A 24,420-nucleotide genomic window follows, 5' to 3' on the forward strand; every position below is an offset into this window, starting at 1 on the left:
TCAGCCCACCGACGTCCGCAGGACGTCCGTGTGGTCGACGACGGTCCGCCAGGCCTCGGCCGGGACGCCCGGGTGCCGGCCGCGGTCGATCTCGTCCAGCGCGGTCCTGAGGTCGTCGAGCGTCCGCGCGACGACGCGTTCGGCACGACGGCGCGGCAGGCCCCACGAGACGCCCTCCGCGACGAGGTGCTCCCCCGTGATCGAGTCCATGTCCCGCTCCCCCGCGACGTCCATCGCGAAGACGCGCGAGGCGTGGGAGTGGTGCAGGTGCATCGAGACGTCGTAGGCGGGAGCGAGCGCGACGGTGCCGTCCTCGCGGCGGAGCAGCGAGATGTTCTTCGCATGGGCGTCGGTGTTCCCGAGCGCGAGGTTCAGCGCGGTGAGCGCCAGCAGCCGGTCCGGCCTGGCGCCGTCGTCGCGCAGGACCTGGGCGATCCGGGCGAGCGACGGCAGGGCGCGCCCGTGCTGGAACTTGCGCTCCGGGTCGCGGGTGTTGATGCCGAGCGCCTGGGCGGAGTCCTCCTGGTGGATGCGTCGCAGCCCGCCGGGCACGCCGTCGTCGGGCACCCGGTCGTAGCGGGAGACGACGATGCAGCGCATGTCGCCGAACGTCTCGACGCGCGCGTCGACCGTCGTCAGGCCGATGCGACGGGCGAGGTCGAGCGAGGCGGCCTCGGTGTCGACGAGGTCGGCGGTGGGCGATCCCGCGGCGCGGGCGACCTTGAGGATGTGGGTGGTCGGCTGCTCCGGGGAGGCCCGCCACCACCCGCCGTCGGCGTGGACGAGGCCGATCTTCGGCTCCATCCCGGGCAGCGAGCTGGTGAGACGTTGCGTGCGGCCCTGCCCTCCGGCACGGGCGACGCTCGCACGCAGGAGTGTGGCGATGCCCGCCCCGTCGAGCGGCTGGTCGCTGACGGTGCCCGATCGCGGCGCGGCACCGACGGGGACGAACTCGAGCGCACCGACGGTGTCCCCGCCGTAGGCACTGAAGAAGCCGACGACGTCCTCGGGGTCGACTCCGGCGTCCATGGCCATGTGGTCACGGACGCGCCCTTCGGGCATCAGCCCGTCGAGCCACGCGGTGACGCGGGCAGGCGGCGGAGGATCGTCCGGGTCCATGGGCAGGAGGTGGGAGAGCACCCGGGCGCCGTAACCCCAGCGGACGACGGCGTCGGGGTCCCAGGTGAGCTCGACGCGGGGTGCGGCACGACCCACGTCGCGCGCGGTGAAGCGCGCAACGCGACTGCCGTACAGCCAGGCGTCCAGCTCAGGCGTCAGCATCGGCCGTCCGCTCCTCCAGGCGTACGTCGATGCCGAGCTCGTCGAAGATCTCGAAGAGCCGTGTGATGTAGAGGTTCCCGACGCCGGACTCCACCTCGGAGACGTACTGCCGGGTGAGGCCGAGCTCGTCCGCGAGCGCCACCTGGCTGAGGCCGCGTCGTCGGCGCGCCTGCTGGACGAAGCGTCCGAGGTCGCGTGGTCCTCGTGGCTGGGTCCAGCGGGACGGTTCGCCGGGCATGGCTCCTCCGATGACAGGCTATTCTGGCAGAAACGTTCTGCCACTTTATCCTGGCGAACGCCAGATGGCAAGGAATACCTGTCAGCCCGTCCGGCGCAGCAGCGTCAGGTGCATCGCGTCGGTGCCGTGCACGTGCGGCCAGAGCTGCACGTCGAGCCCGTCCGCGCCGCCGCCGTCGGCCCCCAGGTCGATCTCGGCGTCCGGGACGAGCACGTCACGCACCGCGGCACGGGCGTCGAGGCGTTCGACGTCGTCGCGCCGGCGCAGCACGTCGTCCACCACGAGGCGGGTCTCGGCCAGGTGGGGCGAGCACGTCACGTACGCCACCACTCCCCCGGGTCGCACGGCGTCGAGGGCGGAGGCGAGCAGCTCGCCCTGCAGCCCGGTGAGCGTGCCGAGGTCGGCGGGCGTGCGCCGCCACCGGGACTCGGGTCGCCGGCGCAGCGCACCCAGGCCGGTGCACGGCGCGTCGACGAGCACGCGGTCGTAGGCGCCGGGTTCGTCGGAGCCCACCTCACGGCCGTCCCCGGTACGCACGGCCTCCACCGTCTCCTGGGGCACGGCGCGCAGCCCCTGGCGTACGAGACGTGTGCGGTGCGGTTGGACCTCGTTGGCCACGAGCCGGGCGCCCTGCCGGGCCGCGAGCGCCCCGAGGAGCGCGGCCTTGCCGCCCGGTCCGGCGCACAGGTCGAGCCAGCGTTCGTCGCGGCCCTCGAGCGGCGTGGCAGCCAGCGCGAGGGTGACGAGCTGGGACCCCTCGTCCTGCACGCCGGCGCGTCCGTCGGCCACCGGCTCGAGGGCGGCAGGGTCGGTCCCGGAGGCGAGCACCTGTGCCGTGGGTGCCCAGCGGCCGGGCGTGAGGCGCACGTCGGTCTCCGCGCTGCCGGTCAGCTCGTCGGGTCCGACCAGCCCGGGCCGCACGACGAGCGTGACGCGCGGTGCGGTGTTGTCGGCCTGCAGCAGGTCGGCGAGCTCGTCCACGGAGCGTCCGGAGCCGTGCAGGGCCTCGCGCAGGGCGCGGGTGATCCACACGGGGTGGGAGCCGGTCAGCGCGAGCGCGGTGGTCTCGTCCGGGGCTTCGGTGCGCAGCCGGTCGAGCCAGTCGTCGAGGCTCGTGCGCCCGACGGCGCGCAGGACGGCGTTGACCATCTGCGCCGGGCCTGCGCCGACGCGGTCGCGGCACAGCCCCACCGTCTCCGAGACGGCGGCGTGGGCGGGCACCCGCATGCCGAGCACCTGGTGGGCGCCCAGGCGCAGCACGTCGAGGACCTCGGGGTCGAGCCGGTCCAGGGGCCGGTTGACGCAGTGGGCCAGGATCGCGTCGTAGCGGCCCTGCAGGCGCAGGGTGCCGTAGGCGAGCTCGGTGGCGAACGCGGCGTCCCGGCCGGTGATGCGGCGCTCGCGCAGCAGCGGCGGGAGCACGAGGTTGGCGTAGGCGTCCGAGGCGTCGACCTCGCGCAGCACGTCGTAGGCGGCGGTGCGGGCCGGGTCGGTCGCCCGGCGGCGCTGCGAGGGTGCCCGGGAGGTGCGGTGTCCTTGGCTGCGGGAGCGGGCCGCACCGCGCTGGCGGCCGCGCGCGTCCCGCCGGTCGCCGTCCCGGTCCTCGTCACGGTGGGCGTTCATCGCGTGCCTCCCAGGGCTGCGTCGGCGGCGAGCACGGCACGGCCGGCGCCGCGTGCCCAGTCGGCTGCCGGCATCGGCCGCTTGCCGACCGGCTGCACGTCGCCGAGGGCGACGGCGTGCGTGGCGGTGCCCACCAGCACCTCGGTCCTGGTGGCACGTACCCGGCCTGGCCCGAGGTCGGTGACCTCGGGCCGCGGGCGCACGGGTCCGACGCCGAGACGTGGCCCGGGCGTGTCGTCGTCGGCCGGGAGCGTGGTCCACGCGCCGGGGGCCGGCGTGACCGCACGGATGCGCCGGTCGACCGCGAGCGCCGGCTCGTCCCACTGCACCAGGGCGTCCTCACGGGTGATCTTGGGGGCGACCGAGGCGCCCTCGGCGGCCTGCGGCCGGGGTGCGAGCCGGCCGGCGCCCAGCGCGTCCAGGGTCGCCACGAGCAGCTCCGCACCGGAGACCGCGAGCCGGGCGAGCAGGTCGCCGGACGTGTCGCGGGGGCGGACGGTCTCGGTGGCGGTGCCGAGGACGGGTCCGGTGTCCATGCCCTCGTCGAGCAGGAACGTGGTGGCGCCGGTGACCTCGTCGCCGGCGAGGATCGCGTGCTGCACCGGGGCGGCACCGCGCCACGCGGGCAGCACCGAGAAGTGCAGGTTGACCCACCCGAGGCGGGGCACGGCCAGGACGTCGGGGCGTAGCAGGTGCCCGTAGGCCACCACGGGGGCGACGTCGACGTCGAGGTCGCGCAGGCGGGCGACGAAGTCCTCCCCGCGGGGCACGTCCGTGATCACCTCGATGCCCGCCTCCTCGGCGGCGACGCGCACGGGGCTCGGCACGAGGCGGCGACCACGTCCGGCACGGGCGTCGGCCCGGGTCAGGACGGCGGCCACCTCGTGCTGGGAGTCGATCAGCGCACGCAGCGCGGGGACGGCGGGTTCCGGGGTTCCGGCGAAGAGCAGACGCACCGCACAAGTCTAGGGCCGGCGCCGCACCGGGACGCCGAGGTCGGCGAGCGCCGTCCGCAGCGCGGGCGTGCCGGTGAAGTGCACGGCCTGGAACCCGACGGTGCGGGCGGCCTCGACGTTGCGGGCGGTGTCGTCGACGAAGACGGTGCGCCCCGGGTCGACGGCGAAGCGTCCGGCGGCGAGGCGGAAGATCGCCGGGTCGGGCTTGGCGACGCCCACCAGGCCGGAGACGACGACGTCACCCAGCCGACCGATGGCGGGTGCGGCCGGCACCGCGTGGTGGAAGGTGTCGGCGGCCCAGTTGGTCAGCCCGTACAGGCGCAGCCCGAGCTCGTCGAGCTCGTCGACGAGCTCCGCCGACCCGGGCACGGGGCCGGTGAGGGTGCCGGGGTACGCGGTGCGGTAGCGCTCGGCGTACGCGGCGAGGTGCGGTCGGGTGGCCTCCAGGTGGGCGACCGCCTCGGACCACGTGCGGCCCGCGTCCTGGGCGTGGTTGAACGCGGCGAAGTCGACGTCGGCCATCCAGTCGTCGACGGCGGCGCGGTCCAGGCCGTCGAACGCCCCGTAGGGGTCCCATCCCACCAGCACGTTGCCGAGGTCGTAGATCACGGCCTCGACCGGGCCGCGGGCGGTCGCGGGGTCGGTCGCCATCAGAGCATCTCCGCGGGGTCGAGCTGGACACGAGCGCTGCCGCCCTCGCGGCGGGCGGCGCGCACGGCCATCGAGGCGCGCAGCTGGTGGGCGAGCTCGGTGCCCTGGGCGAGCGGGACGCGCACCACGACACGTACCGCCGGCTCGAGCCGGGTGCCGTCGTCGGGCAGGTCGACCGGGCCGAGCACGGTCTCGGGCGTGGCGAGCCCGACGCGGGCGACGACGGCGCGCACCGCGTCGACCTGACCGGTGACGGCGGCGACGCGCACGGCGGGCGGCAGGTCCAGCTCGCGGCGCTCGTCCAGCTCGCGCTCGGCCAGTCCCGGCGCGTCGAAGCGCACGAGGGCGCTGGTCGGGGCCGGCGCGGCGTCACCCACCAGCAGGACCTGCCCCTGGGGCGCGGGTCGCACCAGGGCGGCGGCGGCGAGCCAACGGTGCGCCGCCTCGGTGGCGGTGGCCAGGCCGGTGCCCGCCGTGGCGACCGCTGCGTCGAGCAGCAGCGCGGCGGCGTACCCGTCCTCGGCCACCGGTTCGGCGCCGGGAGTGGCCACCACGAGCGCCCGGGCCGCGTCGACGTGGTCCAGCACACCGCCGGGCGCGGAGGACGCCGACACCCGCACCGGGACGCCGGGGAAGGCGCGCCCCAGCTCCTCGGCCGTGCGCTCCGAGCCGACCCGCACGGCCCGCACCCGGTCGTGCCCGCACTCGGTGCAGCGCCACCCCCCGGCGAGCCGGCCGCACCAGGTGCACTGCGGCGTCGCGCTCGCCCCGCGCAGCCCCAGCGGGCCGTGGCAGTGCTCGCAGCGTGCCGCCGTCCGGCACCGCGCGCACGCCACCACCGGCAGGTAGCCGGTCCGGGGCACCTGGACGAGCACCGGGCCGTGGGCCAGCGCGTCGCGGGCGGCCCGCCAGGCCGCGCTCGGCAGCCGCGCGGCCGCACCGGCGCCCTCGCGGGCCAGCTCCACGGACGTCAGGGCGCGCACCCGCGGCGCCCGGGAGCGTACGACGTCGCGCGGGGCGCCGATCTCCTGCGCCCAGCCGTGCGCCAGCAGCGCCTGCGCCTGGACGGTCCGGCCGGGCGAGCCGAGCAGGAACGCCGCGCCCTGCAGCTCGCTGCGCAGCGCCAGGACCTCCCGGGCGTGCGGGTACGGGGCGTGCGGCTCGGCAAGCGTCTCCTCGCCGTCGCCCCACAGCACCACGAGGCCCAGGTCCGGCACGGGGGCGAACATCGCCGCGCGCGTGCCGACCACCGCCGCCGCCAGACCGTGCCGTGCGTGCAGGAACGCCCGGTAGCGCGGCGCGGGGCCGTCGTCGGCCTGCAGCCGCACCACGTCGGGCACGCCCGCGACGGCCAGCGCGGCGCACACCCGGTCGACGTCGCGGGCGTCGGGCACCACCACCAGGGCGCGACGCCCGCCCGCCAGGCACGCGCGCACGGTGTGCGCCACGGCGGCCGCCCAGTGCGGCGTGCGCGCCGGACCCTCGGGGCCGGCCGCCAGGCCCGGCAGAGGCGTCCACACGGCCCGCGGAGCCTGTCCGGCCAGCACCCGGCGACTGAACGCCTCCCCGCCCCGGTACGGCGCCCACACGCCCGCCCAGCCGTCACCGTCGGACGGGAAGGCAGGAGGCGGTGCCTGCCCGTCGTTCGTCTGCTCGGCGAGCGCGGCCAGCACCTCGGCCTCGACGCGGGCATGCCGCGGTGGCACCGCGAGGCGCAGCACGTCCGACAGCGTCCCCGCGTACCGCTCGGCCACCCGGCGTGCCAGCGCCAGCACCTCCGGGGCCAGCACGGGATCGGGCGAGACGACACGCCGCAGGGCCACCAGCCGCCCGTCGTGGTCGGACGTCGCCGCGCGGCCCACGAGATAGCCGCCGACCTCCTGCGGGCCGAACCGCGCGCGCACCCGCACGCCCGGCACGGCGTCGTCGGCCAGCGGGGCGGGGACCAGGTAGTCGAACTCGCGGTCGAGGTGGGCCGGGGCCAGGTCGAGGACCACCCGGGCCACCGGGTCGACGGCGGCCGGACCGGCAGGCTGCTTCGCGCGGCCGCGCCTGCGGGGCGCCGGGGCCGCCGGCACGTCGTCGAGCCCGAGCAGCGCGGGCTGCTCGGGCTCGTCAGCGGTCGTCACGGGACCATGCAACCACGCACCGGCGCTCACACCGCGGCGCGCAGCGCGTCCACCCGGTCGGTGCACTCCCAGGTGAAGCCGTCGAGCTCACGACCGAAGTGCCCGTAGGCCGCCGTGGTGGCATAGACGGGACGCAGCAGGTCCAGGTCGCGCACGATCGCCGCCGGGCGCAGGTCGAACACCTCGCCGATGGCCGCGCTGATGCGCTCGGGTGCGACCGTCTCGGTGCCGAACGTCTCGACGTACAGACCGACCGGGTGCGCCTTGCCGATCGCGTACGCCACCTGCACCTCGCAGCGCCGCGCCAGACCCGCGGCCACGACGTTCTTGGCCACCCACCGCATGGCGTACGCGGCCGAGCGGTCGACCTTCGAGGGGTCCTTGCCGGAGAAGGCCCCGCCGCCGTGCCGAGACATCCCGCCGTAGGTGTCGACGATGATCTTGCGACCCGTCAGCCCGGCGTCGCCCTGCGGCCCGCCGACGACGAACTTGCCGGTCGGGTTGACGATGAGGCGCACGTCGGACGTCGCCAGGCCCACGGACGCGGCCACCTCGTCGACCACGGGGTCGATCACGTGGTCGGCCACCTCGCGGAAGAGCTTGTCCTGCTCGATGTCGGCGTCGTGCTGGGTGGACAGCACCACCGTGTCCAGGCTCACCGGCCGGTCGCCGTCGTAGCCGATCGTGACCTGCGTCTTGCCGTCGGGCCGCAGCCCCGCCACCGCACCGGACTTGCGGACCTCGGCCAACCGCTCCGCGAGGCGGTGCGCCAGCCAGATCGGCAGCGGCATCAGGGACGGCGTCTCGTCGGTGGCGTAGCCGAACATGAGCCCCTGGTCGCCCGCGCCCTGCGCGTCGAGCAGGTCGTCCGCCGTGGCCTCGGCGGCGCGGGTGCGGCGCTCGAGGGCGGTGTCGACACCCTGGGCGATGTCCGGCGACTGCTGCCCGATGGACACCGACACCCCGCACGAATCACCGTCGAACCCGATCGCCGAGGAGGTGTAACCGATGCCTCGGACCACCTCGCGCACGATCTGGGGGATCTCGACGTACGCCTCGGTGGTGACCTCGCCGGCCACGTGCACCAGCCCGGTGGTCACCATGGTCTCCACCGCCACCCGCGAGCGGGGATCCTGCGCGAGGAGCGCGTCCAGGATGGCGTCGGAGATCTGGTCGCACACCTTGTCCGGGTGACCCTCCGTCACGGACTCGGACGTGAAGAGGCGCAGCGCATCGCTCATGCCGCCCAGCCTACGTCCCCGGATGCCGTAGACCCAGCAGATCCACCCGAAAACGTCTCACAGCATGAGAACGTCTCACATGTCGGTCAGAATCTTGGCCACAGCGTCCCAGAGCCCGTCCGCGACCTCGCGCTTGGAGCCCGCGACGGCGGCCACCGTCTCACCGTGCGCGTCCAGCACCGTCACCTCGTTCACGTCCGTGCCGAACCCCAGGTTCTCGCCCACCGCGTTCACGGCCAGCAGGTCGGCGCCCTTGCGCCGTGCCTTCGCGCGCCCGTGGTCCAGGACGGAGGTCCCGTCGCCGCCGGTCTCGGCCGCGAAACCCACCACGACCTGGTCGGCGCGGAGACGATGCGCAGCCAGCTCGGCCAGGATGTCGGGATTCTCCACCAGCTCGATCGGGGCGGGCGACGTACCCGCGACCTTCTTGATCTTGGCCCGCGGCGGGGCGCTCGGACGAAAGTCCGCGACGGCCGCCGCCATGACGACGACGTCGGCGCTCTCGGCCGCGGAACGCACGGCCTCGCGCAGCTCGGCCGTCGAGCCGACCGCCCGCACCGAGACGCCGGCGGCGACCAACGGTGCCGTCAGGTCCGCGGCCAGGTTCGCCGCGACGAGCGTCACCTGCGCGCCCCGCGCCGCGGCCGCCTGCGCCAGCGCGACGCCCTGGCGTCCGCTGGACCTGTTGCCGATGAAGCGCACCGGGTCGATCGGCTCGCGCGTGCCACCACCGGACACCACGACATGCCGGCCGGCGAGGTCGTGCCGGACGGAGGCGTCCGCCCCCACCGCCGCAGCCTCCAGCGCCGCACGAGCGATGTCCTCGGGCTCGGGCAGGCGGCCCGCTCCGGTGTCGGCGCCGGTCAGCCGACCGCTGGCCGGCTCGATGACGTGCACGCCCCGGCCGCGCAAGGTCTCGACGTTCGCCCGCGTGGCCGGGTGCTGCCACATCTCGGTGTGCATGGCCGGGGCCATCACGACCGGGCAGCGGGCGACCAGCAGGGTCGAGGTGAGCAGGTCGTCCGCGCGGCCGGCCGCGGCCCGGGCCAGCAGGTCCGCGGTGGCCGGTGCCACCACGACCAGGTCGGCCTCCTGGCCGAGCCCGACGTGCTGGACGCCCGGGACGTCGTCGAACACCTCGGTGCTGACGGGCTCGCCCGAGAGCGCCTCGAACGTCGGCGCGCCCACGAACCGCAGCGCGGCAGCGGTCGGCACCACGCGCACCGCGTGCCCCTGCTCGCGCAGGAGCCGCAGCAGAAGCACCGCCTTGTAGGCGGCGATGCCGCCGCTCACTCCGAGCAGGATCCTCATCGCGGCGCGCCGGGGGGCCGGCTCAGACGATCTCGTCGCCGGCGGCCTGCTCGGAGTCCACGACCTCGACGCCCTCGGGGAGCGACGGCGTGGTCGGCTGCTCAGGAGCCGGCTCGGCGGGCTCCGCCGTGAGCAGGCCCTGGTTGATCTCGCGCATCGCGATCGACAGCGGCTTCTCCTGGATGCGGGTGTCCACCAGCGGCCCGACGTTCTCCAGCAGGCCCTCGTTGAGCTGGGCGTAGTACGCGTTGATCTGACGGGCACGCTTGGAGGCGTACAGCACCAGGCCGTACTTGGACTCGCTGTGCGTGAGCAGGTCATCGATCGGCGGGTCGGTGATGCCGATGGGCTGGGGCACGGTTCCGGCCATGAGTGTCACTCCAAGCAGACGTACGGACCGGTGGCGGGGGCCACCGGAAGTTCAGGGGGGAAGTCGTCGCCCAGTCTACCCGCCGCGATCAAGCAGACCGGGAGGTCGCGGGTGCGCCGTCCTGGGCTCGCACGCCCAGCAGCCGCGCCAGCTCGTCCGTGGCCCGCGTGACGTCGTCGTTGACGATCGTCACGTCGAACTCGGGCTCGGCCGCCATCTCCACCGCGGCCGTGGCCAGCCGGCGCTCGCGCTCGGCAGAGCTCTCGGTCCCCCGCCCCACGAGCCGGCGCACCAGCTCCTCGTGGCTCGGCGGGGCCAGGAACACGAACTGCGCGTCGAGGCCCGCCGCACCCATCGCGTCGCGCACCTGCCGGGCACCCTGGAGGTCGATCTCCAGCAGGGTGGGACGGCCGGCGGCCAGATGCTCGGCGACCGGGCCGCGAGGGGTGCCGTAGCGGTGGCGGCCGTGCACCACCGCCCACTCCAGCATCTCCCCCGCGGCGACCATCCGGTCGAACTCCTCGGGCTCGACGAACAGATAGTGCACACCGTGCACCTCGCCCGGCCGTGGTGGCCGCGTCGTGGCCGAGACCGACAGCCACACCTGCGGGTAGCGGGCGCGGATGTCGGCCGAGACGGTGCCCTTGCCGACGGCCGTGGGTCCGGCCAGCACGGTCAGCCGTGCCGGCCCTCGCAGGGCGTCGTCGTCAGGAGCGGCGCCTCGGGGAGCCGGCACGCCGGCAGGTGATACGGAAATCTCAGCCAAACCTCTCGATGAGCGCCTGGGCCTGATGCGGCCCGAGGCCACGGACACGGCGGGTCTCGGCGATCCCGATCTCTTCCATGATCGCCCGAGCCTTCACCTTACCGACTCCGGGGAGCGACTCCAGCAACGAGACGACCTTGAGCTTGCCCACGACGTCGTCCGCCTGGCCCTGCTCGATCACCTCCCGCAGCGACCCCTGGGAGTACTTCAGACGGTTCTTGATCTCCGCCCGGACGCGTCGTGCCTCGGCCGCCTTCTCGAGGGCCGCCGCACGCTGTTCCGGGGTGAGTGGAGGAAGGGCCACGCAAGTCACCTACTCAATCGAACCGACAGGACGTACTGCTCACTCGAAAGTAGCCACGACCTGCGGCGGCGGCAATCGCTGGGGCCTCCTGCGGCGCGACGAACGCCAGATTCCACCCCGCATAGCGACTCAAACGCGGCGAACCGGGCGTGCCGTGTGACTCTTCCGACATCACCGCCGGTCAGGGCCGCGGGCGCAGCGCCGCCCGGACCTCCGCCGTCGACCGCTGCGCGGCACGCAGCAACGCCGTCGGGTCGGGACCCGCCGCAAGGACCCCGCGCGAGGACGAGGCGAGCACGTTGCGGCGCACCGCACCGAACACGTCGGCCAGCTCACGCTCCCCCGCTCCCTGGGCTCCGACGCCCGGGGCGAGCAGCGGGCCGCCGACCGCCTCGAGGTCGGCCCCGGTGCGCCGCGCCGCGTCGCCGATCGTCGCGCCGACCACCAGGCCGACAGAACCCATCGGCAGACCGGCCGACACCGCCGGGGCGTTGAGCGCCGACGCCTGGGCCGCGACGTTCGCCGCGACGCTGACCCCGTCCGGACCGACGGCGTGCTGCACCTCGTGACCCTCCGCGTTCGAGGTCAGGCACAGCACGAAGATGCCCCGGCCCGTGGCCGCCGCAAGATCCGCCGCGGGGGCCAGGGACCCGAAGCCGAGGTACGGCGAGAGCGTCACCGCGTCACCGGCGAGCGCGGAGCCGTCGGCGAGGAACGCCTCGGCGTACCCGCCCATCGTCGAGCCGATGTCACCGCGCTTGGCGTCCACGATCGTCAGCGTGCCCGCCGTCCGCGCGGCGGCGACCACCTCCTCGAGGGCGGCCACCCCCGGGGAACCGTGCCGCTCGAAGAACGCCGCCTGCGGCTTGAGCGCCGCCACGTGGCCGCCCAGCGCCTCGACGACGCGCAGGCCGAACCGACGCACGCCCTCGGCGTCGTCGGGCAGCCCCCAGTCGGCCAGCAACGACGGGTGCGGGTCGATCCCCACGCACAACGGGCCGAGCTCGTCCATCGCGGCCGCGAGCCGGGCCCCGAACGGGAGCCGCGCGGCACGCGGCACGCTCGCGGCGCTCACGCCCCGGCCCCGGCGACCGCCCCGTCGAGCCCACGGCGCACCTGCGCCGCCGCGTCGTGCTCCTGCAGGCTCGCCACGGCGAAGGGCCCGCCCCTGACCGCCTCGATGGCCTGCACCGCCGCGGCCAGCTGGTCCACCGTGGTGGCCATCGGCTTGTCCGCCGCGGTCGTGGCCGCCCGGATCTCGTAGCCGTCGGCCCGCGCGCCCTGGCCCGACGGGGAGTTGACCACGAGGTCCACCCTTCCCTCGCTGATGAGGTCGACCACCGTCGGCTCGCCGCCCGGGCCGGCACCGTCGGAGTGCTTGCGCACCGTCGTCGCCTCGATGCCATTGCGTGCCAGCACCTGGGCCGTGCCCGCCGTCGCGAGGATCTCGAAGCCGATGTCCGCCAGGCGCTTGACCGGGAACACGATCGACCGCTTGTCGCGGTCGGCCACCGAGACGAACACCGTGCCCGACGTCGGCAGACCGCCGAACGCCGCGGCCTGCGACTTGGCGAACGCGTGCGGGAAGTCCTTGTCGAAGCCCATGACCTCGCCCGTGGAACGCATCTCCGGCCCGAGCACCGTGTCCACCACCTGCCCGTCGGCGGTCCGGAACCGCTTGAACGGCAGCACCGCCTCCTTGACCGCGAGCGGCGCACCCAGATCGAGCGTGCCGCCGTCGCCCACCGCCGGCAGGATGCCCTCGGCCCGCAGGTCGGCGATCGACTCGCCCACCATGACCCGGGCGGCAGCCTTGGCCAGCGACGCCCCGGTCGCCTTCGAGACGAAGGGCACCGTCCTCGAGGCGCGCGGGTTCGCCTCGAGGACGTAGAGGACGTCCGAGACGAGCGCGTACTGGACGTTGAGCAGGCCGCGCACCCCGACGCCGCGCGCGATCGCCTCGGTGGAGCGACGGATCCGCTCGATCTCGGACTCGCTCAGCGAGACGGGAGGCAGCACGCAGGCGGAGTCGCCCGAGTGGATGCCCGCCTCCTCGATGTGCTCCATGACGCCGCCGAGGAAGAGCTCCTCGCCGTCGAACAGGGCGTCGACGTCGATCTCCATCGCGTCGTCGAGGAAGCGGTCGATGAGCAGCGGCGCGGGCAGCGTGCCCGGTGCCTTCGCCGCGGCCACCGTGGCGGCGTCCGCCAGCGCTCGCTCGACGTAGCCGGTGAGCTGCTCGGCGGAGTACACGATCTCCATCCCACGGCCGCCGAGCACGTAGGACGGACGCACGAGGACGGGGTAGCCGATCCGCTCGGCGACCTCCTGGGCCTGTCCCAGCGACCGGGCGGTGCCGAACGCGGGTGCGGGCAGACCGGCGTCGGCCAGGACCTGGCCGAAGAGCCCACGGTCCTCGGCGGCGTCGATCGCCTCGGGCGTCGTGCCGAGGATCGGCAGGCCGGCGTCCGCGAGGCGCTGCGCCAGGCCCAGCGGCGTCTGGCCGCCGAGCTGGACGATGATGCCCTTGACCGGTCCCGCGGCAAGCTCGGCGGCGTAGACCTCCAGGACGTCCTCGAGGGTGAGCGGCTCGAAGTAGAGCCGGTCCGAGGTGTCGTAGTCCGTCGAGACCGTCTCGGGGTTGCAGTTGACCATGACGGTCTCGTACTCGTCCTTGAGCGTCAGCGCCGCGTGCACGCACGAGTAGTCGAACTCGATGCCCTGCCCGATCCGGTTCGGCCCCGAGCCCAGGATGATGACCGCCTCGCGCTCGCGCGGTGCGACCTCCGTCTCCGTGTCGTAGGACGAGTAGTGGTACGGGGTGGTGGCGGCGAACTCGGCCGCGCAGGTGTCCACCGTCTTGTACACGGGACGGACCCCGAGCCCGTGCCGTGCCTCGCGCACCGCGGCCTCGCCGCCCGGCCCCATCTTGCGCAGCTGCGCGACCTGGACGTCGGACAGCCCGTGCCGCTTGGCCCGGCGCAGCACGTCCGTCGTCAGCGTCTGCGACGCAGCGGTCTCCTCGGCCACCTCGTTCATCAGCAGGATCTGGTCGAGGAACCACGGGTCGATCTTCGTGGCGTCGAAGACCTGCTCGAGCGTGGCGTGGCCCGCGACGACGGAACGCAGCGCCTGCTGGACTCCCACGAGCCGCTGCTCGGTCGGCCGTGCGATGTCGGCGAGCAGCTCGGCCAGCGCGTCACCGGACGGCGCCGCGCCCTGCCAGTGGAAGTCGACGCCGCCCTTGTCGATGCTGCGCAGCGCCTTGCCGAGCGCCTCGGTGAAGTTGCGGCCCAGGGCCATCGCCTCGCCCACCGACTTCATCGTGGTCGTCAGCGTGTCGTCCGCGGCCGGGAACTTCTCGAACGCGAAGCGCGGCACCTTGACCACCACGTAGTCCAGGGTGGGCTCGAAGCTCGCCGGAGTGACCCCCGTGATGTCGTTCGGGATCTCGTCGAGCGTGTAGCCGACGGCCAGCTTCGCGGCGATCTTCGCGATCGGGAAGCCGGTGGCCTTGGACGCCAGGGCCGACGAGCGCGACACGCGCGGGTTCATCTCGATGACGATGACGCGCCCGGACTCGGGGTCCACCGCGAACTGGATGTTGCAGCCGCCGGTGTCGACGCCGACCTCACGGATGACGGCGATGCCGATGTCGCGCAGGTTCTGGTACTCGCGGTCGGTCAGCGTCATCGCGGGGGCGACCGTGACCGAGTCGCCCGTGTGCACGCCGACGGGGTCGACGTTCTCGATGGAGCACACCACGACGACGTTGTCGTCCTTGTCGCGCATGAGCTCGAGCTCGTACTCCTTCCAGCCGAGGATCGACTCCTCCAGGAGCACCTCGGTGGTCGGCGAGTAGTGCAGCCCCTGACCGACGATCCGGCGCAGGTCGGACTCGTCGTAGGCCAGGCCGGACCCGAGGCCGCCCATCGTGAACGACGGGCGCACGACCATCGGGTACCCGAGGTCGTCCGCCGCCACGACGGCCTCGTCGACCGTGTGGATGATCTTCGAGCGGGCCGACTCGCCGCCGCACAGCTCGACGACGCCCTTGAACTCCTCGCGGTCCTCGCCCTTGCGGATGGCCGCGATGTTGGCGCCGATCAGCTCCACGCCGTACTCGTCCAGGACGCCGGCCTCGTGCAGCTCGATCGCCGCGTTGAGGGCCGTCTGGCCGCCGAGGGTGGGCAGCAGCGCGTCGGGCCGCTCCTTGGCGATGATGGTGGTCAGGACCTCCCGGGTGATCGGTTCGACGTACGTGGCGTCGGCGAACTCGGGGTCGGTCATGATCGTGGCCGGGTTGGAGTTGACCAGGACGACCCGCAGGCCCTCCTCCCGCAGCACGCGGCAGGCCTGCGTGCCGGAGTAGTCGAACTCGCAGGCCTGGCCGATGACGATCGGGCCGGACCCGATGACCAGGACGGAGGTCAGGTCGGAACGGCGGGGCATCAGTTCTCCTTGTCGCCGGAGCCGCCGGCCAGCAGCGCGAGGGCGCTGGCAGGCACGGTCACGGGCTCGCGGGTGGTCATGAGCTCGACGAAACGGTCGAACAGGTAGGCGCTGTCGTGCGGTCCGGCAGCGGCCTCCGGGTGGTACTGCACCGAGAAGGCCGGCAGGTCGAGCGCGGTGAGTCCCTCGACCACCTGGTCGTTGAGACCCACGTGGGACACGATCACGCGGCCGTACCGGGCTCCTTCGGCGCCCTGGTCGTCTCGCTCCAGGTCGTAGGGCGCGGTGCTCACCGCGTCCAGCGGGGCGTCGACGGCGAACCCGTGGTTCTGGGCGGTCACCTCCACCTTGGCGGTGGTCCGGTCCATCACGGGCTGGTTGATGCCGCGGTGACCGTAGCCGAGCTTGTAGGTGCCGTAGCCCAGCGCCCGGCCGAAGAGCTGGTTGCCGAAGCAGATGCCGAAGAACGGGATCCGCCGGTCGAGGACCTGGCGCAGGAGGTCGATCTCGGCGGTCGCCGCCGACGGGTCGCCCGGGCCGTTCGAGAAGAACACGCCGACCGGGCTCCCGGCAGGCAGCAGCGCCTCCACCTCGGCGATGGTGATCGACTGCGGCACCACGTGCACGCGCACGCCGCGCTCAGCCAGCCGCGCCGGTGTCATCGACTTCATCCCCAGGTCGACGGCCACGACGGTCGCGACCGCGTCCGACCCCTCGGGCAGGCCGCGTGGCTCCACCGTGTAGGCCTCGGGGGTCGTGACCTCGCGGGCGAGGTCTGCGCCCGCCATCGGCGGCGCGTCCTGCACCTGCGCGACGAGGTCGTCGACGGCACGCTCGACGCCGTCGCGCAGCAGGTCGTCGCCGGAGAAGATCCCGGCGCGCATCACGCCGCGCTCGCGCAGGTGACGGGTCACGAACCGGGTGTCGACCTCGGCGATCCCGACGACACCCTGCTCGGCGAGCTCGTCGGCCAGGTCGCCGCGCGAGCGCCAGCTCGAGGTGCGTCGTGCCGGGTCGCGCAGGACGTAGCCCGCGACCCAGATCCGGTGGGACTCGGGGTCGTCGTCGTTCACACCGGTGTTGCCCACGTGCGGGGCCGTCATCACGACGATCTGGCGGTGGTACGACGGGTCGGTCAGCGTCTCCTGGTAGCCGGTCATCCCGGTGGAGAAGACGATCTCGCCGACGGTGGTGCCGCGTGCGCCGTAGGCGACGCCGCGGGCGACCGTGCCGTCCTCGAGGACGAGGACCGCCGGGTCGGTGCTGGTGCTGGAGGTCACTTCGTGTCCTTCGTGCTCGGGGTGGACGGGGTGATGAGGGAGCTGGCCGCCTCGACGAGCCGCGCCCTGTCGGCCGTGTAGCGCGGACGCAGCCCGGTGTCGAGCAGCGTCGCGTCGGTCTCGCCGTCGGACGGCACGGACCAGGTCAGGACGACCAGCCCGTCACCGCCGACGTACTTGCCGGCCATGCCGGGGGCGGTGCCGACGTCGAAGAGCGTGGCCGCCGGGACGAGCAGCGGCGGGTTGCCGTCGCGGTCGACGACGATGCCGCCGTCGAGGACCGTCACCTCGGCCGCGCTGCGATCGCCGAGACCGTGGGTCCCCACGCGGGCGAGCCAGTCGCCCGCCAGGGTGCTGGAGACGTAGGTCGCCTCGAGGGGGCCGAGCCGGAGCGCGCCGAGCTCGCCGTCCGCACCAGGCACCTCGGGAGGCCTCGGCACGAGGTGCCTCGTGCGCGCGGCGATCCGGCGCCGACCGGTCAGCACGAGCAGCAGCAGCGCCAGGCCGAGCACGATCCAGATCCCGACCGCCACGGGCATCGGCAGGTTCATCGCGCACCCACCACGTCGGCGTCGACCGGTGCCCCGTCGAGCACGGTGGCCCGTCCCCGCAGGAAGGTGGCCACGACCCGGCCGGGCAGCTCGCGCCCACGGAACGGGGTGTTGCCGCTGGCGGTCGCCTGCTCGGCGCCGTCGACCGTGCGCGTCGCCGCCGGGTCGACGAGGGTGAGGTTGGCGGGCTCGCCGACCGCGATCGGCCGTCCCTGCGTGGCCTCGACCCGGCCGATGCGGGCAGGGTTGGCGGAGAGCACCCGGGCGACGTCCGCCCAGGTCAGCCGGCCCGTGTCCACCATGGTCTGCTGGACCACGCTCAGCGCGGTCTCCAGACCGGTCATGCCGAACGCCGCGGCGCCCCACTCGCAGTCCTTGTCCTCGCGCGTGTGGGGTGCGTGGTCGGTCGCCACGATGTCGATCGTGCCGTCGGCCAGGCCCTGTCGCACCGCCTCGACGTCGGCCGCCGTGCGCAGCGGGGGGTTGACCTTGAAGGTGGGGTCGTAGGTGCGGGCCAGCTCGTCGGTGAGGACCAGGTGGTGCGGCGTGACCTCTGCCGTGACGTCGATCCCGCGTGACTTCGCCCACCGGATGATCTCGACCGAGCCGGCCGTGGACAGGTGGCACACGTGCAGGCGGGAGCCGACGTGCTCGGCGAGGAGCACGTCACGGGCGATGATCGCCTCCTCGGCGACGGCGGGCCAGCCGGTCAGGCCGACCTGGGAGGAGACGACCCCCTCGTTCATCTGGGCGCCCTCGGTGAGGCGGGGTTCCTGGGCGTGCTGCGCCACCACGCCGTCGAACGCCTTGACGTACTCCAGCGCCCGGCGCATCAGGACCGGGTCGTGCACGCACTTGCCGTCGTCGGAGAAGACGCGGACGCGCGCCGCGGAGTCCGCCATGGCCCCCAGCTCGGCCAGCCGCACGCCGTCGAGACCGACGGTCACGGCACCGACCGGGTGGACGTCGGCCCAGCCGGCCTGCTCGCCGAGGCGGTGCACCTGCTCGACGACGCCGGCGGTGTCCGCGACCGGGGAGGTGTTGGCCATCGCGTGCACCGCGGTGAAGCCCCCGACGGCGGCCGCCCGGGTCCCCGAGGCCACCGTCTCGGCGTCCTCGCGCCCCGGCTCACGCAGGTGGGTGTGCAGGTCGACGAGCCCGGGAAGGAGGACGTGGTCGACGGCGTCGACCACCGTCGCACCCTGGACCGTGGCGGTGCCCGCCGCGGTGATCTCGGTGACGACACCGTCGGCCAGGACGACGTCGACCGCGTCTCCGTCGAGGGGACGCGCGCCCCGCAGGACGTACGTGGTGGGGTCGGTGCTCACAGGTCGTTCCCTTCTGCCGAGCTGTCGCCGGCCATCAGCAGGTAGAGGGCCGCCATGCGCACGGCGATGCCGTTGGCGACCTGCTCGACGATCACGGCCTTGTCGGAGTCGGCGGCCTCGGCCGAGATCTCCAGGCCACGGTTCATCGGACCGGGGTGCATGACGATGGCGTGGTCGGCGAGCCGCGCCAGCCGGCGTGCGTCCAGGCCGTAGTAGCGGCTGTACTCCAGCGGGCTGGGGAAGAACGACCCGGAGCCGCCGGACATCCGTTCACGCTGGACCCGCAGCATCATCACCGCGTCGGGGCGCCACTCGTCGAGGGTGGCGTCGAGGTCGTACGAGGTGCGGCACGGCCAGGCCCCGACCCCGACGGGCACCAGCGTGGGCGGGGCGACGAGCGTCACCTCGGCACCGAGGGTGCGCAGCAGCGCGACGTTGGCACGCGCCACCCGCGAGTGGAGCACGTCCCCCACGATGGCGACCCGCAGGCCCGAGAGGTCCGCGCCGACCCCGTCACCGCCGTCGCCCGCCAGGCCCGAGCCGCGTGCCGCGAGGTGGCGGCGGATCGTGTAGGCGTCCAGCAGCGCCTGGGTGGGATGCATGTGCATGCCGTCGCCCGCGTTGAGCACCGCGGCGTCGAGCCAGCCGGCGTGCGCCAGCTGGTAGGGCGCGCCGGACGCCCAGTGGCGCACGACGACGGCGTCGGCACCCATCGCGTGCAGCGTCAGCGCGGTGTCCTTGAGCGACTCGCCCTTGGACACGCTGGAGCCCTTGGCGGAGAAGTTGATGACGTCGGCGCTCAGCCGCTTGGCGGCCGTCTCGAACGAGATGCGCGTGCGGGTGGAGTCCTCGAAGAAGAGGTTGACGACGGTCCGTCCCCGCAGCGTGGGCAGCTTCTTGATCTCCCGCGACTGGGTCGCGGCCATCTGGGCCGCGGTGTCGAGGAGCCCGACGGCCTCCTCCTTGGACAGGTCCGCGGTGGACAGCAGGTGCTTCATCGCGCCGACTCCTTGCCCGCCGCGTCGTCCCGGCCGGCGATCACCACGGCGTCTGCGACGTCGTCGACCTCGGCGAGGCGTACTCGCACGCGCTCGTTCTGGGCGGTCGGCAGGTTCTTGCCGACGAAGTCGGGACGGATCGGGACCTCGCGGTGGCCGCGGTCGACGAGGCAGGCGAGCCGCACCGCCCGCGGCCGGCCGAGGTCGCCGAGCGCGTCGAGGGCGGCACGGATGGTGCGTCCGGAGAAGAGCACGTCGTCCACGAGCACGACCGTCCTGTTCTCGATGCCTGCCGCAGGAAGGCGCGTGACGCCGACGGCACGGGTGGGCTGGCGTCGCAGGTCGTCGCGGTACATCGTGACGTCCAGCTCGCCGACGCGGGCGTCGACGTCGAAGGCCGGGTCGATCTGGGCGAGCCGCTCGGCCAGTCGCCGGGCGAGGGTCACGCCGCGGGTCGGGATGCCGAGGAGGACGAGGTCGTCCACCCCTCGGGCCCGCTCGACGATCTCGTGGGCGATGCGGGTCAGCGCGCGGGCGACGTCGCTCGCGCCGAGGACGGTCGTACCGTCCGGGTCAGAGTCTGCGGGCAGGGCAGGACCAGAGCTCAACGGGACTCCTTCTCCGCCTCACAGGACGGTGTTAAAGGGGGTCTGTCCCGCTCACTGTAACCCGCTGGTCCGGGGACGAGGCAGCCGACGACCAGCATGTGGTCGTCGGCTGCGTCACACCGGCGTCCCCGGCACGCCGAGCTCCGCGCCCGTCAGGCGAGCAGGGTCGGCTTGATCTCGAGGAGGCGCCCCAGGAGGCCGTTGACGAAGGCCGGAGAGTCGTCGGTCGACAGCTCGTGGGCCAGGTCCACGGCCTCGTCCACCGCGACGGCGTCCGGGATGTCGTCGTTGAAGATCAGCTCGAACGTCCCCACCCGCAGCAGCGCGCGGTCGACCGCTGGCATCCGGGCGATCGTCCACCCGCGCGAGTAGGTCTCGAGCAGCTCGTCGATGCGCTCCCGGTGCGCGACGACACCCTCGACGAGGTCGACGGTGTACTGCGGCACCGAGGCTTCGGCGTGCGGCTCGAGGACGCGGTCCTGCAGCAGCACGAGCGGGTCGACACCCCGTGCCTCCGACTCGAAGAGGATGTCGGCGGCCCGCTTGCGGGCCTTGGTGCGGGAGGCCATGTCAGTCGTTCACACGGCCGAGATACGAACCGTCACGGGTGTCGACCTTGACCTTGGTGCCCTGGTCGAGGAACAGCGGCACCTGGATCTCCGCGCCCGTCTCGAGGGTCGCCGGCTTGGTGCCGCCCGTGGAACGGTCGCCCTGGAGCCCCGGCTCGGTGTAGGTGATCTCGAGCACGACGGACGACGGCAGCTCGACGTAGAGGGGCTGGCCCTCGTTCGACGCGATCATGATGCTCATGCCCTCGAGCATGTAGTCCTTGGCGTCACCGACGGTGGCGGCCGGCACCATGATCTGGTCGTAGGTGTCGGTGTCCATGAACACGAAGTCGGTGCCGTCCATGTACAGGTACTGGAAGTCGCGACGGTCGACGTTCGCCGTCTCGACCTTGGTGCCCGCGTTGAACGTCTTGTCGACGACCTTGCCCGAGAGCACGTTCTTCATCTTGGTCCGGACGAACGCGCCCCCCTTGCCCGGCTTGACGTGCTGGAACTCGAGGATCGACCACAGCTGCCCGTCGATGCGCAGCACGGTGCCGTTCTTGATGTCGTTGGAGGTAGCCACGTTCTTGTCTGTCCTCGGCGGTGTCTCGGGGTCAGGCGGTGAGCCTGTCGGAAAAGCGTGCGGCGCCCACGATAGGCCCGGAACATCCTACAGCGCGCCGACGACTGCGTGCCCGGCCAGCCCGAGTGCCGCCGCCCACACCAGGGACGCGAGGGTGCCGACGACGAAACGCTCGCCCGCGACGGGGTGCTCGCGCAGCTCCGGCAACCGGCCCAGCGCCTTGACTGCCACGACCACCGCGACGCCCTCGGGATAGCCGGCCAGGATCGTCCCGGTGATGGAGAACCGTTCCAGCAGGCCGAGCCAGGTGCCGTTGCCCAGCACAGCCAGCGCCTCGGCCCGTGCCGTCTGTCCGGACTCGGCGTGCCGGAGCACCAGCGGGACGAGCCATGCGCCGAGCCCCACGCTCAGGGCCAGCACGGCTGCCGAGATGCCCGCGATCGCCAGGCCAGTCGCCACCAGTCACTCCTCGTCGTCGTGCGGTCCGTCCGGACGGTCGTCCACGGCGGTCGCTGCGGCGTCCGCCGCCCGCAGCAGGCGCCCGGCGAGCGGCCTCGACGCCAGCTCCTCGGCCCACAGTGCGGTCCGCAGCCGTTGACTGACGGCCTGCTCGCTCACACCGAGCCGCGCGGCGGTCGCCCGTTGCGGGGCATCCACCCCTTCGTGCTCGGCGAGCGTATCGACGGCCTCCCACCCGGCGTCGGACCGACGCGCCGCTACGGCACCCAGGAGCCGCAGCAGCGCCTGGGCGTCCCTCGCGATGGTGGCCGCGGGCTCGTCCTGGGGGCCGACGACGGCGATCGGCGCCGAGCTGCCCCGACCTTTCGCGTCCTCGACGGCCGCGCGGGCCCGGACGAACGCGGGCCCGGCGGCGGCACGGGAGCTCGTGGGCAGGGGCTCGTCCACCCCGCCGACGCCGACGCCGACCGACCAGCCACCGTCGCGCAGGAGGTCGGCGATCAGACCTACCGCCACCCGCGCGCCGTCGTCGTCGGCCGCGAGGACGCCCTGGACCTCGTCGCCGACCGTCCGCTCGAAGGGCAGGACGAGGGCGGCATCTGCACCACGGTCGGCAGAGATCCTCGCCCGCAGGCGCTCGAGGAGGGCGGGCACGAGGTCCCCGCGCGTGGTACTCGACTTCTGGTCGACAGTGAGGACGATCATCCATCAAGGTTACATCCTTGATTGCTCTCTATCAAGGATCGAAGCTTGATCAGCGCCGCTCTAGCCCCTGACCTTGTGTGCAACCGCACTCAGGGCGAGACGGTACGAGTCGAAACCGAACCCTGCCACGGTCCCCGTCGCGATGCCCGCGACGACGGAGTAATGCCGGAAGGACTCGCGCGACGCCGGGTTCGACAGGTGGACCTCGACGAGAACGAGCCCCGAGGTGGTCACCTGCGCGGCGGCGTCACGCAAGGCGTAGCTATAGTGGGTAAAGGCTGCAGGGTTGAGCACAACGTTGGAGCGGGTGTCCACGGCCTCGTGCAACCAGCCCACCAGGGTCGACTCGTCGTCGGTCTGGCGCACCTGGACGGCGAGGTCCAGGTCGCTCCCCCAGTGCGCCGCCTCCCGCTCCAGGTCGGCCATGGACGCGTGGCCGTAGATCTCCGGCTCTCGCACCCCGAGGCGCCCGAGGTTGGGACCGTTGAGGATCATCACGCGTGCGGCACCTTCGTCGACTGTCATGGGCGCGAGCGTACTCACCCGGTGCTGACGGCCGCCCGCCCGACACGACGTCGTGCATCTCTTGACCTCAACCCGACTCGAGGTTCGATCCTGTCACTCATGACTGAGACCGGAGAGCACGCGGCTGACGACTCGCGCCGCTCCCTGCCCGAGCCCGGCATGCTCGACCCCCGCGCCCAGCGCACCGTCCTGGTCGGGATGGTCGCGCTGCTCTCGCTCGGCGCGTTCGAGGCGCTCGCCGTCTCCACCGCGATGCCGGTACTGGCCGCCGACCTCGACGGGCTGCCCCTGTACACCTACGGCTTCGCCGCGACGGCCGTCGCGAGCGTGGGTGGGATGCTCGTCGCCGGACGGTGGGCCGACCGCGCAGGACCCGCCGCACCGCTGTGGACGGGAACCGCACTGTTCGTCGCCGGCGTGCTCGTGGTGGGGCTCGCCCCCTCGATGGAGGTGGTGATCGGAGGGCGGCTCCTGCAGGGAGCCGGGTTCGGCGTCATGGACGTGACCCTCTACGTGCTGGTGGCTCGGATCTTCCCCACGGCACGCCGCCCCGCCGTCTTCGCGGTCTTCTCCGCCGCATGGGTGGTGCCCGCCCTCGTCGGGCCCCTGGTGGCCGGTCTCGTCACGGAGCACCTGGGCTGGCGCTGGGTGTTCCTGGCCGTGCCCGTGCTCGCCGTGCCCGCGGTGCTCTGGTTGCGGCCGGGACTCGCCGCGGCGCACGCAGGTGCCGGTGGTCCCGACGGCTCCGAACGTGATGCCGGCGGGGGCACGGCATCGGCCTCACCGGAAGATGTCGCCCTGCGCGCCGGCGACCTCGTGCGCAGCGTGCTGCGCGTCGGGGCCGGGCTCGGCGCTGTCGTGGCCTCCCGCGCACTGGTCGCAGGCGCCTTCATGGGGGCCGAGGTGCTCCTGCCCCTCGCGCTGGTGCACGAGCACGGCCTGAGCCCAGCACTTGCCGGCACCGTGCTGACTCTCGGTGCCATCGGGTGGTCGGTCGGTTCGTGGGTGCGGGGCCACGGCCTGCACGGCCTCACGCCCACCGGATGGCTACGGCTCGGTGGCACGCTGCTCGCAGCGGGCATCCTCGGCGCGGCCCTCCTGGCCGTGCCGTCCGTCCCCGTGGCCGTCGGCGTCGTGCCGTGGGCCGTGTCCGGGCTCGGCATGGGGATCTGCTACCCGACGCTCAGCATGCTGACCCTCGAGCTCGCCCCCGCACGCAGCAAGGGGCTGGCGATGTCGGCCCTCCAGGTCTCCGAAGCGCTGGCGACCGCAGCCGCCCTCAGCGGTACCGGTGCCCTGCTGTGGTCACTGCACGACACCTGGGGGCTCACGGCCTACGCCGTCTGCCTGGCCCTGGCGGGAACGCTCGCCCTCACGGCCGCCGCGCTGGCAGGCCGCACCCGACCGCCTGCCCACAAAGCCCTCGCTCCCTCGACGTCTCCACCAGAGGCTGACGACGAGAACGCCGCCCCCGCACGGTCGTCCTGACCGGCACCATCCACACCCGAAC

The 24,420-nt window shown here is 73.6% G+C and carries 24 protein-coding genes; 1 reads left to right on the top strand and 23 read right to left on the bottom strand.

Annotated elements, in window-relative coordinates:
- From ACH5HR_RS01505 to ACH5HR_RS01615, 23 genes are all read right to left on the bottom strand, one after another.
- Positions 1–1,281, bottom strand: coding sequence for a HipA domain-containing protein (locus ACH5HR_RS01505; protein WP_416475880.1), 1,281 nt, complete (start codon positions 1,279–1,281; stop codon positions 1–3).
- The gene (gene relB / locus ACH5HR_RS01510; protein WP_402371780.1) at positions 1,268–1,519 is read right to left on the bottom strand and encodes a type II toxin-antitoxin system RelB family anti-toxin; all 252 of its coding nucleotides are present in this window, start codon (positions 1,517–1,519) and stop codon (positions 1,268–1,270) included. The genes ACH5HR_RS01505 and relB overlap by 14 nt, the downstream gene beginning before the upstream one ends.
- Before the next feature lie 81 nt (positions 1,520–1,600).
- Positions 1,601–3,142: an RsmB/NOP family class I SAM-dependent RNA methyltransferase gene (locus tag ACH5HR_RS01515; RefSeq protein ID WP_416475881.1), complete on the bottom strand. Its 1,542-nt coding sequence runs from the start codon at positions 3,140–3,142 to the stop codon at positions 1,601–1,603.
- On the bottom strand, positions 3,139–4,098 hold the full coding sequence (fmt, locus tag ACH5HR_RS01520; protein ID WP_402371777.1) for a methionyl-tRNA formyltransferase: 960 nt from the start codon (positions 4,096–4,098) through the stop codon (positions 3,139–3,141). The genes ACH5HR_RS01515 and fmt overlap by 4 nt, the downstream gene beginning before the upstream one ends.
- A 9-nt stretch (positions 4,099–4,107) precedes the next feature.
- Positions 4,108–4,749: an HAD family hydrolase gene (locus ACH5HR_RS01525; protein WP_416475882.1), complete on the bottom strand. Its 642-nt coding sequence runs from the start codon at positions 4,747–4,749 to the stop codon at positions 4,108–4,110.
- Complete coding sequence (locus ACH5HR_RS01530; protein WP_416475884.1) at positions 4,749–6,878, bottom strand: primosomal protein N' family DNA-binding protein; 2,130 nt, start codon at positions 6,876–6,878, stop codon at positions 4,749–4,751. Before ACH5HR_RS01530 ends, ACH5HR_RS01525 begins: the two co-directional genes overlap by 1 nt.
- A 26-nt stretch (positions 6,879–6,904) precedes the next feature.
- Positions 6,905–8,119, bottom strand: coding sequence for a methionine adenosyltransferase (metK, locus tag ACH5HR_RS01535; RefSeq protein ID WP_416475885.1), 1,215 nt, complete (start codon positions 8,117–8,119; stop codon positions 6,905–6,907).
- 75 nt (positions 8,120–8,194) lie between these two features.
- Positions 8,195–9,430, bottom strand: a complete 1,236-nt coding sequence (gene coaBC / locus ACH5HR_RS01540) for a bifunctional phosphopantothenoylcysteine decarboxylase/phosphopantothenate--cysteine ligase CoaBC (RefSeq protein WP_416475887.1) — start codon at positions 9,428–9,430, stop codon at positions 8,195–8,197.
- Positions 9,431–9,452: 22 nt separating this feature from the next.
- A complete protein-coding gene (gene rpoZ, locus ACH5HR_RS01545) occupies positions 9,453–9,788 on the bottom strand; it encodes a DNA-directed RNA polymerase subunit omega (RefSeq protein ID WP_402371771.1) in 336 nt (111 codons plus the stop codon).
- 100 nt (positions 9,789–9,888) lie between these two features.
- Positions 9,889–10,536, bottom strand: coding sequence for a guanylate kinase (gene gmk, locus ACH5HR_RS01550; RefSeq protein ID WP_402371769.1), 648 nt, complete (start codon positions 10,534–10,536; stop codon positions 9,889–9,891).
- A gap of 22 nt (positions 10,537–10,558) precedes the next feature.
- The gene (mihF, locus tag ACH5HR_RS01555) at positions 10,559–10,870 is read right to left on the bottom strand and encodes an integration host factor, actinobacterial type (protein WP_402371768.1); all 312 of its coding nucleotides are present in this window, start codon (positions 10,868–10,870) and stop codon (positions 10,559–10,561) included.
- A gap of 181 nt (positions 10,871–11,051) precedes the next feature.
- On the bottom strand, positions 11,052–11,945 hold the full coding sequence (gene pyrF / locus ACH5HR_RS01560) for an orotidine-5'-phosphate decarboxylase (RefSeq protein WP_416475889.1): 894 nt from the start codon (positions 11,943–11,945) through the stop codon (positions 11,052–11,054).
- Positions 11,942–15,322, bottom strand: a complete 3,381-nt coding sequence (gene carB, locus ACH5HR_RS01565; protein ID WP_416475890.1) for a carbamoyl-phosphate synthase large subunit — start codon at positions 15,320–15,322, stop codon at positions 11,942–11,944. Before carB ends, pyrF begins: the two co-directional genes overlap by 4 nt.
- Positions 15,322–16,602, bottom strand: coding sequence for a glutamine-hydrolyzing carbamoyl-phosphate synthase small subunit (gene carA, locus ACH5HR_RS01570; RefSeq protein ID WP_402371764.1), 1,281 nt, complete (start codon positions 16,600–16,602; stop codon positions 15,322–15,324). The genes carB and carA overlap by 1 nt, the downstream gene beginning before the upstream one ends.
- Positions 16,599–17,153, bottom strand: coding sequence for a PH-like domain-containing protein (locus tag ACH5HR_RS01575; RefSeq protein WP_416475892.1), 555 nt, complete (start codon positions 17,151–17,153; stop codon positions 16,599–16,601). Before ACH5HR_RS01575 ends, carA begins: the two co-directional genes overlap by 4 nt.
- The gene (locus ACH5HR_RS01580; RefSeq protein WP_402371762.1) at positions 17,150–18,481 is read right to left on the bottom strand and encodes a dihydroorotase; all 1,332 of its coding nucleotides are present in this window, start codon (positions 18,479–18,481) and stop codon (positions 17,150–17,152) included. Before ACH5HR_RS01580 ends, ACH5HR_RS01575 begins: the two co-directional genes overlap by 4 nt.
- On the bottom strand, positions 18,478–19,479 hold the full coding sequence (locus ACH5HR_RS01585) for an aspartate carbamoyltransferase catalytic subunit (protein WP_402371761.1): 1,002 nt from the start codon (positions 19,477–19,479) through the stop codon (positions 18,478–18,480). Before ACH5HR_RS01585 ends, ACH5HR_RS01580 begins: the two co-directional genes overlap by 4 nt.
- Complete coding sequence (pyrR, locus tag ACH5HR_RS01590; RefSeq protein WP_402371760.1) at positions 19,476–20,087, bottom strand: bifunctional pyr operon transcriptional regulator/uracil phosphoribosyltransferase PyrR; 612 nt, start codon at positions 20,085–20,087, stop codon at positions 19,476–19,478. Before pyrR ends, ACH5HR_RS01585 begins: the two co-directional genes overlap by 4 nt.
- 152 nt (positions 20,088–20,239) lie before the next feature.
- Positions 20,240–20,656, bottom strand: coding sequence for a transcription antitermination factor NusB (nusB, locus tag ACH5HR_RS01595; protein WP_402371758.1), 417 nt, complete (start codon positions 20,654–20,656; stop codon positions 20,240–20,242).
- Between the two features lies 1 nt (position 20,657).
- A complete protein-coding gene (gene efp / locus ACH5HR_RS01600; RefSeq protein ID WP_402371756.1) occupies positions 20,658–21,221 on the bottom strand; it encodes an elongation factor P in 564 nt (187 codons plus the stop codon).
- An 87-nt stretch (positions 21,222–21,308) separates the two neighbouring features.
- Positions 21,309–21,680 (bottom strand): hypothetical protein, encoded by a 372-nt coding sequence (locus tag ACH5HR_RS01605; RefSeq protein ID WP_402371754.1) that lies wholly within the window; start codon positions 21,678–21,680, stop codon positions 21,309–21,311.
- Positions 21,681–21,683: 3 nt separating this feature from the next.
- Positions 21,684–22,385 carry a hypothetical protein gene (locus tag ACH5HR_RS01610; protein WP_416475894.1) on the bottom strand — a complete coding sequence of 234 codons (702 nt, stop codon included), beginning with the start codon at positions 22,383–22,385 and terminating at the stop codon, positions 21,684–21,686.
- Between the two features lie 60 nt (positions 22,386–22,445).
- The gene (locus ACH5HR_RS01615; protein ID WP_416475896.1) at positions 22,446–22,910 is read right to left on the bottom strand and encodes a type II 3-dehydroquinate dehydratase; all 465 of its coding nucleotides are present in this window, start codon (positions 22,908–22,910) and stop codon (positions 22,446–22,448) included.
- Between the two features lie 99 nt (positions 22,911–23,009).
- Between ACH5HR_RS01615 and ACH5HR_RS01620 the strand changes: the two genes are divergently transcribed.
- Positions 23,010–24,398 (top strand): MFS transporter, encoded by a 1,389-nt coding sequence (locus ACH5HR_RS01620; RefSeq protein ID WP_416475897.1) that lies wholly within the window; start codon positions 23,010–23,012, stop codon positions 24,396–24,398.
- The last annotated feature ends 22 nt before the right edge of the window (positions 24,399–24,420 follow it).

The sequence above is a fragment of the Isoptericola maris genome (assembly GCF_048065335.1).
In the GTDB taxonomy this organism is placed as follows: Bacteria; Actinomycetota; Actinomycetes; order Actinomycetales; family Cellulomonadaceae; genus Isoptericola; species Isoptericola rhizosphaerae.

Excerpts from the sequence above, each read along its gene's own strand:
- ACH5HR_RS01615 (WP_416475896.1), bottom strand. The coding sequence starts at position 22,910 with ATGACAGTCGACGAAGGTGCCGCACGCGTGATGATCCTCAACGGTCCC.
- ACH5HR_RS01515 (WP_416475881.1), bottom strand. The coding sequence starts at position 3,142 with ATGAACGCCCACCGTGACGAGGACCGGGACGGCGACCGGCGGGACGCG.
- coaBC (WP_416475887.1), bottom strand. The coding sequence starts at position 9,430 with ATGAGGATCCTGCTCGGAGTGAGCGGCGGCATCGCCGCCTACAAGGCG.
- relB (WP_402371780.1), bottom strand. The coding sequence starts at position 1,519 with ATGCCCGGCGAACCGTCCCGCTGGACCCAGCCACGAGGACCACGCGAC.
- ACH5HR_RS01620 (WP_416475897.1), top strand. The coding sequence starts at position 23,010 with ATGACTGAGACCGGAGAGCACGCGGCTGACGACTCGCGCCGCTCCCTG.
- ACH5HR_RS01610 (WP_416475894.1), bottom strand. The coding sequence starts at position 22,385 with ATGATCGTCCTCACTGTCGACCAGAAGTCGAGTACCACGCGCGGGGAC.
- ACH5HR_RS01575 (WP_416475892.1), bottom strand. The coding sequence starts at position 17,153 with ATGAACCTGCCGATGCCCGTGGCGGTCGGGATCTGGATCGTGCTCGGC.
- ACH5HR_RS01525 (WP_416475882.1), bottom strand. The coding sequence starts at position 4,749 with ATGGCGACCGACCCCGCGACCGCCCGCGGCCCGGTCGAGGCCGTGATC.
- metK (WP_416475885.1), bottom strand. The coding sequence starts at position 8,119 with ATGAGCGATGCGCTGCGCCTCTTCACGTCCGAGTCCGTGACGGAGGGT.
- ACH5HR_RS01505 (WP_416475880.1), bottom strand. The coding sequence starts at position 1,281 with ATGCTGACGCCTGAGCTGGACGCCTGGCTGTACGGCAGTCGCGTTGCG.
- ACH5HR_RS01585 (WP_402371761.1), bottom strand. The coding sequence starts at position 19,479 with ATGAAGCACCTGCTGTCCACCGCGGACCTGTCCAAGGAGGAGGCCGTC.
- carB (WP_416475890.1), bottom strand. The coding sequence starts at position 15,322 with ATGCCCCGCCGTTCCGACCTGACCTCCGTCCTGGTCATCGGGTCCGGC.
- nusB (WP_402371758.1), bottom strand. The coding sequence starts at position 20,656 with ATGGCCTCCCGCACCAAGGCCCGCAAGCGGGCCGCCGACATCCTCTTC.